Origin of the sequence: Testudinibacter crocodili (assembly GCF_006228025.1) — a bacterium.
GTDB lineage: Bacteria > Pseudomonadota > Gammaproteobacteria > Enterobacterales > Pasteurellaceae > Chelonobacter.
In genome coordinates this window covers 1-11,306 of the sequence record NZ_VDHF01000073.1, presented here as the reverse complement: position 1 = coordinate 11,306, position 11,306 = coordinate 1, and the positions used below count along the sequence as shown (strand labels likewise).

Annotated in this window: 7 protein-coding genes; 6 read left to right on the top strand and 1 reads right to left on the bottom strand. The window is 45.3% G+C overall.

All coding sequences use genetic code 11. The features are described 5' to 3' along the window. The 3 genes from FHQ23_RS08365 to FHQ23_RS08355 all read left to right on the top strand — a co-directional run. Positions 1 to 1,103: YadA family autotransporter adhesin (locus FHQ23_RS08365; protein WP_267963666.1), on the top strand; the 1,103-nt coding region annotated here is incomplete at its 5' end. Positions 1,104 to 1,167: 64 nt separating this feature from the next. After that, complete coding sequence (locus tag FHQ23_RS08360; RefSeq protein ID WP_139613919.1) at positions 1,168 to 2,040, top strand: hypothetical protein; 873 nt, start codon at positions 1,168 to 1,170, stop codon at positions 2,038 to 2,040. Positions 2,041 to 2,052: 12 nt separating this feature from the next. Beyond that, on the top strand, positions 2,053 to 3,234 hold the full coding sequence (locus FHQ23_RS08355; protein WP_139613918.1) for a tetratricopeptide repeat-containing glycosyltransferase: 1,182 nt from the start codon (positions 2,053 to 2,055) through the stop codon (positions 3,232 to 3,234). Between the two features lie 55 nt (positions 3,235 to 3,289). On the opposite strand, the gene rimO is transcribed toward FHQ23_RS08355, so the two are convergent. Further along, a complete protein-coding gene (gene rimO / locus FHQ23_RS08350; RefSeq protein ID WP_139613917.1) occupies positions 3,290 to 4,627 on the bottom strand; it encodes a 30S ribosomal protein S12 methylthiotransferase RimO in 1,338 nt (445 codons plus the stop codon). Between the two features lie 410 nt (positions 4,628 to 5,037). Between rimO and aceE the strand changes: the two genes are divergently transcribed. From aceE to lpdA, 3 genes are all read left to right on the top strand, one after another. Beyond that, positions 5,038 to 7,701: a pyruvate dehydrogenase (acetyl-transferring), homodimeric type gene (gene aceE, locus FHQ23_RS08345; protein ID WP_139613916.1), complete on the top strand. Its 2,664-nt coding sequence runs from the start codon at positions 5,038 to 5,040 to the stop codon at positions 7,699 to 7,701. A gap of 24 nt (positions 7,702 to 7,725) precedes the next feature. Next, positions 7,726 to 9,621: a pyruvate dehydrogenase complex dihydrolipoyllysine-residue acetyltransferase gene (gene aceF, locus FHQ23_RS08340; protein WP_139613915.1), complete on the top strand. Its 1,896-nt coding sequence runs from the start codon at positions 7,726 to 7,728 to the stop codon at positions 9,619 to 9,621. A gap of 88 nt (positions 9,622 to 9,709) precedes the next feature. Then, positions 9,710 to 11,134: a dihydrolipoyl dehydrogenase gene (gene lpdA, locus FHQ23_RS08335; protein WP_139613914.1), complete on the top strand. Its 1,425-nt coding sequence runs from the start codon at positions 9,710 to 9,712 to the stop codon at positions 11,132 to 11,134. Positions 11,135 to 11,306: the final 172 nt, after the last annotated feature.

Genomic DNA, 11,306 nt, shown 5'->3' with positions numbered 1-11,306 from the left:
ATACAGGTGCGACCGGAGCCACTGGATCTACAGGTGATATAAACACTGCCGGAAATTATGTGACATACGATGTGTCAGGTAATACGACCAAAGAAACCGGCAATGTGGTTGAAGCAATTGGCAGAATAAATGCTGAAGGTATCAAGTATGTACATGTGAATAGTGGACAGGCGGGAACGGTTGCTAAAGATCGTGCTAATGGCGACTCTTCAGCTTCTGGTAAATATGCGGTAGCGATTGGTCGTCTAGCAAGTGCAGAGTCTGACAATGCAGTTGCTGTGGGTAATCAAACCACGGTAAGCGGTAAAAATACGGTTGCCGTCGGTGCTGAAATTACGGCTACAGTAGATAACTCTGTTTATTTAGGTTATCAGTCTAATGCGGAGAGTAAACAAACGGCACAAACTGCCGGTAGTGGTAAATATGAACCGAGTAGCCAAATCAAGGAGATTCTGGGTGCCGCGGTTTCCTTTGCCGGTAGTGATGCAGCAGGTGTCGTGACGGTGGGCAGTGTTGGCAAGGAACGTCGTATTCAAAATGTGGCTGCTGGGCTTGTAGCAGAGGGTAGTACTGATGCGGTCAACGGTAGCCAACTGTATGCAGTTGCAACCTTGGCTGATGCGATCAAAAATGGTACGGCAGGTTTAGTACAACAAGCTCCAAGCAAGGATACGTCAGTTAAAATTAACAACAATCCGATTACTGTTGGAGCAGCTACCGGTGGCGATGAAGTTAACTTTAGCAACAGCTCAAACCAAGTGCGTCGCTTGACCGGTGTTGCAGCCGGGGTTAATGCTACAGATGCTGTCAACAAAGGACAACTGGATGCAGCAATAGGTGGTGTCAATCGTCGTCTTGATAGTGTCGAGCGCTATATGAAGAGTGGTATCTCTAATGCGATTGCAACGGCCAGTTTGCCTCAGGCTTACGGTGCCGGGCAGAGCGTGGTCTCCGTCGGCGTGGGTAATTTCAAAGGTTCGTCATCAATTGCGGTTGGGGTGAGCAAGGTCAGTGATAATGGTAAAGTTATTTTGAAATTAAACGGTAGTACTTCCAATTCCGGGGATGTTGCCGTCGGCGCCGGCGTAGGATTTGCTTGGTAAAGAATTAGGTGCCGTATTGTAAAAATACGGCACTTTTTTAGCTAGATAAAATAAAGGACTTGTGATGAAAGGTAATTTTTTGAAGAAAACAATTTTGGCTTCATTATTATTGGCAATGCTTCCGCTTGCCAATGCGGCATCTGTTACTGATGTGGAAAAATATAATAATGCGAAAATTGCAGTAAAGTATAAAGGCGCTGTTGGTGATTTTGCCCAACAAATTGCTTATAAACTGGGAATCGGATTTTATGCTTATCAGTCTGATCCGACGACTAATATTCGAATTGAACAAGATGATAATGCCTCACTTTCCGTGCTTTTAGCAAATATCAATGGACAGCTAGAGCAAGAAAATCTACGTTTTGAGATCTTAAATGATCGAGTGGTGTTGGCGTTGACCGGTAATCAAGTGAAAGAACTAACTGAGAAGCAATATATTGGCAGTGTGATCTTTGACAATTCGATAGTTGATGCTGTGGAAAAGCCTGCTGAGGAATCCAGTCAGAATTCGATTGAAATTATTCCACCAGAGCAACAAATAGATGCTGGCACATCAGATGTGGGAGAAATCGCAGCAACTATCCAACCTCAGGATGAAAAAGCAAAATTAGATCAGGCTAAAAAAATTCAGGATATTTTAAGTGTCAGCCAAGATCAAAAACTGATTGCGCAATACGGTAGAAGAAAGCAACCCGTCTATAATATTGAAAATAAAAGTGCGGTTAAACTGGATACGGTTAAAAGCACTAAGGTCAGCACTTTCTTAGTATTTGAGAATGGCGTGAATGTGGATGAGTACCAAATTGAAGGGAAATTCCAAGATATTGCTAAGTTAGATAATATTGTAGCGATTTTGCACCGCCAGCAGCAACCTCCGGCGACAATTACGCTTGTGGCCCCAAATGGTGAGCGGCAAGTGCTAAGAAATACTCAATAACTAAAGATAAATATGATGAAGCGTTTATGTTTGGTGATGATCGTCAGGAATGAATCTAAGGTGATCAGGCGTTGTCTCGAAAGGGTGGCTCCATATATAGATTATTGGTGTATAGTTGATACCGGTTCTGACGATAATACCAAAGAGATTATTTGTGATGTTCTTAAGAATATCCCGGGTGAATTGCATCAGCGGGAGTGGATTAACTTTGGTGTCAATCGCACTCAAAGTTTACAGCTGGCCAAAGGAAAAGCGGATTATTTATTACTTTGTGATGCAGATGAGCAAATCATCTTTTCTGAAAACTTTTCTGCTGATGATTTACACCAAGATGTTTATTTGCTTCAATATTTGGGGGATACTGATTATTCGGTGCCGTATTTATTAAAAGGTGATTTGAATTGGTTTTATGTTGGAGTGACGCATGAGTATTTAGATTGTGATCGCAAAGTTGAACGAGAAAAAATTCAAACGCTGTCAATTTTAGATTTGAAAGATGGCGGGTTTAAAGCAAATAAATTTATACGGGATATCGCATTATTAGAGCAGGGGTTAAAAGATGAACCGAATAATAGCCGTTACAAGTTTTATTTAGCCAATAGTTATAGAGATAATGGACAATTTGAAAAAGCGACGGAATGGTATTTAAAACGCATAGCAGATGGTGGTTGGAAAGAGGAAGTAACCTGTTCTTATGAATATTTAGGAAATTGTTATAAGCAGTTGAATGATGAAAAGTCGGCGATGTATTATTGGTTGCTAGGTTATGATTATAATCCGCAACGGATTGAGTGTTTATATAATGCAATTAATCTGTTACGGATTAATGGTCAATCTCGATTGGCTTATCAATTAGGTGTAATCGCAAAAAATGTTGCTTATCCTGAAAATGATATTCTATTTGTTAAGAAGTCAGTTTATAAATTTTGGATTTATTATGAATTGTCTATTTCAGCTTATTATGCTAATGATTTTGCATTAGGCTACCAGTGTTGCAAATATATCTTATTTGCTAATCCAGCTGTTAATATTGAGGATATTACAGTCAATAATTTACAGTTTTATCAGCAACAAGCAAAAGAGGATAGTTGCTCTGAGGTTGAAAAGTTAATTTTAAGATTAGAAAATATTGCTCAGCGTAATTCTAGTAATAAAGCAAATGAAATTTTAAAGTATTTGAGAGGTGATTTTTAAGGACCGATATTATATCGGTCCGAATGATTTATGTTTAAAGAAATTTTTGACTGCGTTAACAAACAATCTCACCCCACAGATCATATTCATCCGCATTATGGATCACCGCTTGCACAATTTCACCGACCTTGACCGCACTTTGGTTTGGATTGTCTAAATAGACTACGCCGTCGATCTCTGGCGCATCTGCCATTGAGCGTCCGATGATGCCGTCATCATCAATTTCATCAATAATGACTGCCAATGTTTTGCCGATTTTTTGTTGTAGCCGTTGGGCGGAGATCTGTTGCTGCAACTGCATAAAGCGGTGGAAACGGTCTTCTTTCACTTCTTCCGGCACTTGATCGTCCATTTCGGTTGCAATGGCACCGTCCACCGGGCTGAATTTGAAACAGCCGACGCGATCCAGTTGTGCCTCTTGTAGGAAATCTAATAACAGTTGAAAATCCTGTTCGGTTTCGCCCGGAAAGCCAACGATAAAGGTTGAGCGTAGGGTTAACTCCGGGCAGATTTGGCGCCACTGTTTAATCCGCTCCAAAGTGCGGTCAATCGCACCGGGACGCTTCATTGCTTTCAAAATTTTCGGGCTGGCGTGTTGTAGCGGAATATCCAAATACGGCAAAATTTTGCCTTCTGCCATTAACGGAATCAGTTTATCCACATGCGGATAAGGATACACATAATGCAGTCGCACCCAAATATTCAATTTTGCTAACTGTTCACAGAGTGACAGTAAGTCGTTGCGAATTGGTATGCCATTCCAAAATGCGGTTTTGCTTTTGTCAGCTTTGGTTTTGTCGAGTGTGTAAGCAGAAGTATCTTGCGATACCACCAACAACTCTTTCACTCCGGCATCTGCCAACCGTTTTGCCTCGTCCAGCACATTGCCGATCGGGCGGCTGTCTAAATCGCCGCGCATCGAGGGAATGATACAGAAGGTGCAGCGGTGGTCGCAACCTTCGGAAATTTTGAGGTAGGCATAGTGTTTCGGAGTCAGTTTCACTCCTTGCTTCGGCACCAAATTAATATACGGATTGTATTCGGGTTTAGGCACGTATCGATGCACTTGTTTTAACACGGTTTCATAACTGTGCGGGCCGCTGACTTCCAACACTTTCGGGTGCACTTGGCGGATCTGATCTTCTTTGGCGCCTAAGCAGCCAGTGACGATCACTTTACCGTTTTCTGCCAGCGCCTCACCAATCGCTTCCAGCGATTCTTGCACTGCGCTGTCGATGAAACCGCAAGTGTTGACGATCACCAGGTCGGCATTTTCATAACTTGGTACAATGTTGTAACCGTCAGTACGCAGTTCGGTGAGGATTCGTTCGGAATCGACCAGATTTTTGGGGCAGCCTAAACTTAAAAAGCCGATATTGGGTGTGGTGCTCATATCATTTCTCAACATTTCAATAATAAATAACAGGAATAAAATCGGGGCGATTGTATAGAATTTGAGGTAAAAAGGCTATCTTTGCAGCGCTTTTTGATCGCAAAGTGCGGTTTTTGGAACGAAAATATTGGATGGAACGGGATTCAGTTTAAGCATTGGGATGTGAAAAAATTAACATTTTTATAAAAAAAGTTGAGCAATCAGCAGATATTTTGCACTTAAGGATTAATATTTAGTGCATTTTAGGCTATATTAGACAAGATAATTTTTAGCATTTTTATTACAAATTGTTAAAAATGCGAATGGTGTTTTAAAATGCTTTTCTTTTTAATTACTTATTATAAATTCTGGGGAATTCGGTGATTTAGCGCCGATTTCAAGTGTTTTTTAATCAACAAAAGGGAATTACCATGTCCGATATGGTTAAAAATGACGTGGATACAGTAGAAACCAGCGATTGGCTGTTGGCGATTGACTCCGTTATCCGTGAAGAGGGCGCAGAGCGTGCTCAATTTATTATCGAACAATTAATGCAGCGTGCGAGAGCAAACAGTGTCGCTCTGCCAACCGGTATCAGCACCGACTACGTTAATACCATTCCAACCAGCGAAGAACCGAATTACCCCGGCAATTTGGATTTAGAACGTAGAATTCGTGGCGCTATTCGCTGGAATGCGATGATGATGGTGTTGCGTGCCTCCAAAAAAGATTTGGAATTGGGTGGCCATATGGCGTCGTTCCAATCTTCCGCTACCATTTATGAAGTGTGCTTCAACCACTTTTTCAAAGCGGCGACCGAGAAAAACGGCGGCGATTTGGTGTTCTTCCAAGGGCATATTTCACCAGGAATTTACTCCCGTGCCTTCCTTGAAGGGCGCTTAACAGCAGAGCAGTTGGACAATTTCCGCCAAGAGGTGCACGGCAAAGGCATCTCCTCTTATCCGCACCCGAAATTGATGCCGGAATTCTGGCAGTTCCCGACGGTTTCAATGGGATTGGGCCCGATCAACTCGATTTATCAAGCCCGTTTCCTTAAATATTTGCACAATCGTGGCTTGAAAGATACCGCGGATCAAACCGTGTATGCTTTCTTGGGTGATGGCGAAATGGACGAAGTAGAATCACGTGGTGCGCTTTCATTTGCAGCACGTGAAAAACTGGATAATTTGGTGTTTGTCATCAACTGTAACTTACAGCGTCTTGATGGTCCGGTGACGGGCAACGGCAAAATTATCCAAGAGTTAGAAAGTCTGTTTATCGGCGCCGGCTGGGAAGTGATCAAAGTGATTTGGGGGCGTCGTTGGGATCGCTTATTGCAACGTGACACCACCGGAAAATTATTGCAATTGATGATGGAAGTGGTTGACGGTGATTATCAAACCTTCAAGTCCAAAGACGGTGCTTATGTGCGTAAACACTTCTTCGGACGTTACCCTGAAACCGAAGCTTTGGTTGCGGATATGACCGATGATGAAATTTGGGCGTTGAATCGTGGCGGCCACGACCCGATCAAAGTGTTTGCGGCATTTAACAAAGCTAAACAGGTGCAAGGCAAGCCGGTGGTGCTGTTGGTGAAAACCATCAAGGGCTATGGCATGGGCGATGCGGCAGAAGGCAAAAATATTGCCCACCAAGTTAAGAAAATGGATATGTCCGGTGTGCGTCATGTGCGTGACCAATTCTCGATTGATCTCAGCGATGAAGAAGTAGAAAAACTGCCGTATATCACCTTCGAAAAAGATTCCGAAGAGTATAAATATCTGCACGAGCACCGTAAAGCGCTGCAAGGCTATGTACCGACACGCTCACCACGTTTCACCACCGAGCTGGAAGTGCCGGAGCTGGAAGAGTTTGCGCAACTGTTTGAAGCGCAATCTCGCCCGATTTCTACTACGATGGCGTTTGTTCGTTCCTTAAACGTGCTGTTGAAAAACAAATCGGTCGGTAAACATATCGTACCTATTTTGGCGGATGAAGCCCGCACTTTCGGGATGGAAGGGCTGTTCCGTCAAATCGGAATCTACAATCCACACGGTCAAAACTATACCCCGCAAGACAGAGAGCAAGTGGCTTACTATCGTGAAGCAATTGACGGTCAAGTCTTGCAGGAAGGGATCAATGAGTTAGGCGCAACCTCTTCTTGGTTGGCGGCAGCGACCTCTTACAGCACCAACAATGTGCCGATGATTCCGTTCTTTGTTTACTACTCGATGTTTGGCTTCCAACGGGTTGGCGATTTGATGTGGGCAGCTGGTGATCAACAAGCGCGCGGCTTTATGATTGGCGGAACTTCCGGTCGCACCACCTTGAACGGCGAAGGTTTGCAGCACGAAGACGGTCACAGTCATATTCAGTCATTGACCGTGCCGAACTGCATCTCTTACGATCCGGCATTTGCCTATGAAGTTGCCGTGATTATGCAAGATGGCGTACGTCGTATGTATGGGCCTGAACAAGAGAATATTTACTACTACATCACTACCTTAAACGAAACTTACGATCAACCGGCAATGCCGAAAGGGGCAGAAGAAGGCATTCGTAAGGGCTTGTATAAGTTTGAAACCGTTACTGGTCAAGGCAAAGGCAAAGTGCAGTTGTTGGGATCCGGCGCAATTTTACGTTATGTTCGTGAAGCGGCGAAACTGTTAGCAGATGAATACGGGGTAACTTCCGATGTTTACAGCGTGACCTCATTCACCGAAGTTGCGCGTGAAGGCGCAGATGCCGATCGTTGGAATTTGTTGCACCCGACACAAACCGCTCGTGTCCCTTATATCGCACAGGTGATGAACGATGCACCTGCAATTGCAGCAACTGATTACATGAAATTGTTTGCAGAGCAAGTGCGTCCGTTTATTCCGGCGCAAAGCTACCGTGTATTGGGTACTGACGGTTTCGGTCGTTCCGACAGCCGTGAAAACTTACGTGAACATTTCGAAGTGAATGCACAATATATTGTTGTGGCGGCGTTGACCGAATTAGCAAAACAAGGTGTGGTTGATAACCAAGCGGTAGCCGATGCCATTAAGAAATACGGCATTGACGCAGATAAAATCAATCCGTTGTATGCTTAATTGTCATTAGAAAAAGGAAATAGCATGTCTAAACAAATTCAAGTGCCGGATATCGGCAGCGATGAAGTGACAGTTACCGAAATTATGGTAAAAGTAGGCGATAGCGTTGAAGTTGAGCAGAGCTTGATTAATGTGGAAGGTGACAAGGCATCGATGGAAGTGCCTTCGCCGGAAAGTGGTGTCGTCAAAGAAATTTTAGTTAAAGTGGGCGATAAAGTATCGACTGGTTCAGCGATGATGGTGTTTGAAAGTGCGGTCGCAACTACGGAAGCTAAAGTTGAAGCTAGACCTGAAGCTGTACCAAGCGCCGCTCCTGCGGGGCAAAGTGCGGTTGTTGATGTCAGCGTGCCGGATATCGGTGGCGATGAAGTCAACGTCACTGAAATCATGGTGAAGGTTGGTGACAGCGTCAGCGAAGAGCAATCACTGTTGACTGTTGAAGGTGACAAAGCCTCGATGGAAGTGCCAGCACCGTTTGCCGGTGTAGTAAAAGAAATTTTAGTGGTTGCCGGGGACAAAGTCTCTACCGGTTCACTGATTATGCGCTTTGAAACGGCAGCCGCCGCTTCTACTGCTGCACCAACACAGACTGAAGCCGCCGCACCGACTGCCAGTGCGGCGCCATCAATCGTTGATGTGAATGTGCCGGATATCGGTGGCGATGAAGTCAATGTCACTGAAATTATGGTCAATGTTGGCGACAGCATCAGCGAAGAGCAATCATTAATCACCGTTGAAGGTGACAAAGCCTCGATGGAAGTACCTGCACCGTTTGCAGGGGTGTTAAAAGAGATCTTGATCAAAGTCGGGGACAAAGTCTCTACCGGTAGTTTGATTATGCGCTTTGAAGTCGCCGGTGCAGCGCCGGCTCAAGCGGCAGCACCACAAGCCGCCACAGCCGCTAAAGCGGAATCAGCACCATCGACTAGCGCAGCAGCGCCACAAACAGTAGGTTCACAGCAAGAAGTGACGGCAAGTGCGGTCTTTGCGCACGCAACCCCGGTGGTGCGCCGTTTGGCGCGTGAGTTCGGTGTTAATCTGGATAAGGTTAAAGGTACCGGGCGCAAAGGACGCATTCTGAAAGAAGACGTGCAAGCCTATGTCAAAAATGCCATCAAACTGGTGGAATCCGGTGCAGTTGCGGCGACAGCAGGCGCTGCGCCATCTGGTGCCGGTTTGGGCTTACTGCCTTGGCCAAAAGTGGATTTCAGCAAGTTCGGTGAAGTAGAAGAAGTGGAACTGGGTCGAATCCAGAAAATTTCCGGTGCTAATCTGCATCGTAACTGGGTGATGATTCCGCATGTTACTCAATGGGACAAAGCCGACATCACCGATTTGGAAGCGTTCCGTAAAGAACAAAACGTGCTGGCAGAAAAACAGAAACTGGATGTGAAAATCACGCCGTTAGTATTCATCATGAAAGCCGTTGCCAAAGCATTGGAAGCTTATCCACGTTTCAATAGCTCGATTTCAGAAGATGCGCAACGTCTGACCTTGAAAAAATACATCAATGTCGGTGTGGCGGTGGATACACCGAACGGTTTAGTGGTACCAGTGTTCCGTGATGTTAACAAAAAAGGCATTATTGAACTGTCACGCGAACTCGCTGAAATCTCGAAAAAAGCCCGTGCAGGCAAGCTGACGGCATCGGATATGCAAGGCGGCTGTTTCACCATTTCCAGCCTTGGCGGCATTGGTGGCACACACTTTACGCCGATTGTGAATGCACCGGAAGTGGCAATTCTAGGGGTGTCTAAATCAGAAATGACCCCGGTCTGGAATGGCAAAGAGTTTAGCCCACGTTTGATGTTGCCACTGTCGCTTTCTTATGATCACCGTGTGATTGACGGCGCAGACGGCGCCAGATTTGTGACCTTTATCAATGGGGTACTGTCAGATTTACGCCGCTTGGTCATGTAATGACTTAATGCCTCTCCGTTAGCGCGGAGAGGTTCGGAACAGAAATTGAAAGTGCGGTTTCGCATAAAGCCAAATTTAAGAGGTTATTATGAGTAAAGAGATTAAAACACAGGTTGTGGTTTTGGGTGCCGGTCCGGCGGGTTACTCCGCAGCGTTTCGTTGCGCCGATTTGGGATTGGAAACCGTCATTGTCGAGCGTTTTTCAACCTTGGGCGGCGTTTGTCTGAATGTAGGCTGTATTCCGTCTAAAGCCTTGCTGCACGTAGCAAAAGTGATTGAAGAAGCCAAAGCGTTGGCACAACATGGCATCGTGTTTGGTGAGCCGAGTACGGATGTGGATAAAATTCGTGGTTGGAAAGAGAAAGTCATCAACCAATTAACCGGTGGCTTGGCAGGCATGGCGAAGATGCGCAAGGTGCAAGTGGTGAATGGTTACGGCAAATTTTCCGGCGCCAACTCTTTGATTGTTGCCGGAGAAGACGGTGATGTCACGATTAAATTCGACAATGCGATTATTGCGGCGGGTTCACGTCCGATTCAATTGCCATTTATTCCGCATGAAGATCCACGCATTTGGGATTCAACCGATGCGCTGAAATTAACCTCAGTGCCGGAAAATCTATTGATCATGGGCGGTGGTATCATCGGTTTGGAAATGGGCACCGTGTATCACGCACTGGGTTCAAAAATTGATGTAGTTGAAATGTTTGACCAAGTGATCCCGGCGGCAGATAAAGACATTGTCAAAATTTATACCAAACGCATTGAGAAAAAATTCAATCTGCTGCTGGAAACCAAAGTGACCGCAGTGGAAGCCAAAGCCGACGGCATTTATGTGTCGATGGAGGGCAAAGCCGCCAATGAAACCCGTCGTTATGATGCGGTGTTGGTGGCAATCGGGCGTACCCCTAACGGTAAGTTGATCGATGCCGGTGTTGCTGGGGTTGAAGTGGATGAACGTGGTTTTATCCGTACCGACAAGCAAATGCGTACCAACGTGGATCATATTTTTGCGATTGGTGACGTGGTCGGTCAGCCGATGTTGGCGCACAAAGGCGTGCATGAAGGTCATGTGGCGGCAGAAGTGATTGCGGGCAAAAAACACTATTTCGATCCGAAAGTGATTCCGTCAATTGCTTACACCGAGCCGGAAGTCGCATGGGTCGGCAAAACCGAGAAAGAGTGTAAGGCGGAAGGCATCAACTACGAAACCGCACTTTTCCCTTGGGCAGCCTCCGGACGTGCGATCGCTTCCGATTGTGCAGACGGTATGACCAAACTGATTTTCGACAAAGATTCGCACCGTGTGATCGGCGGCGCAATTGTCGGTACTAACGGTGGCGAACTATTAGGCGAAATCGGTTTAGCTATCGAAATGGGTTGTGATGCGGAAGATTTGGCATTGACCATCCATGCGCACCCAACCTTGCATGAATCCGTCGGTTTGGCGGCAGAAGTGTTCGAAGGTACGGTGACTGACTTGCCGAATGCGAAAGCGAAAAAGAAAAAATAGGTTGAGTTAAACGTCAACTGAATAAAACCTTTCCCTTGTGGAAAGGTTTTTTGTATATGTGTGATCTTGGTTAAAAAAGTGCGGTCAGTGTGCATGATCTGCACTGCCAAACCGCACTTTGCTCTGATTTTATTCAAATAAGGAATGTTATTTTTGGGCATAGTAGACAAAA

What these genes read in the sequence shown, in the direction of transcription:
- FHQ23_RS08360 (WP_139613919.1), top strand. Translation starts at nt 1,168, where the DNA reads ATGAAAGGTAATTTTTTGAAGAAAACAATTTTGGCTTCATTATTATTG.
- FHQ23_RS08355 (WP_139613918.1), top strand. Translation starts at nt 2,053, where the DNA reads ATGATGAAGCGTTTATGTTTGGTGATGATCGTCAGGAATGAATCTAAG.
- rimO (WP_139613917.1), bottom strand. Translation starts at nt 4,627, where the DNA reads ATGAGCACCACACCCAATATCGGCTTTTTAAGTTTAGGCTGCCCCAAA.
- aceE (WP_139613916.1), top strand. Translation starts at nt 5,038, where the DNA reads ATGTCCGATATGGTTAAAAATGACGTGGATACAGTAGAAACCAGCGAT.
- aceF (WP_139613915.1), top strand. Translation starts at nt 7,726, where the DNA reads ATGTCTAAACAAATTCAAGTGCCGGATATCGGCAGCGATGAAGTGACA.
- lpdA (WP_139613914.1), top strand. Translation starts at nt 9,710, where the DNA reads ATGAGTAAAGAGATTAAAACACAGGTTGTGGTTTTGGGTGCCGGTCCG.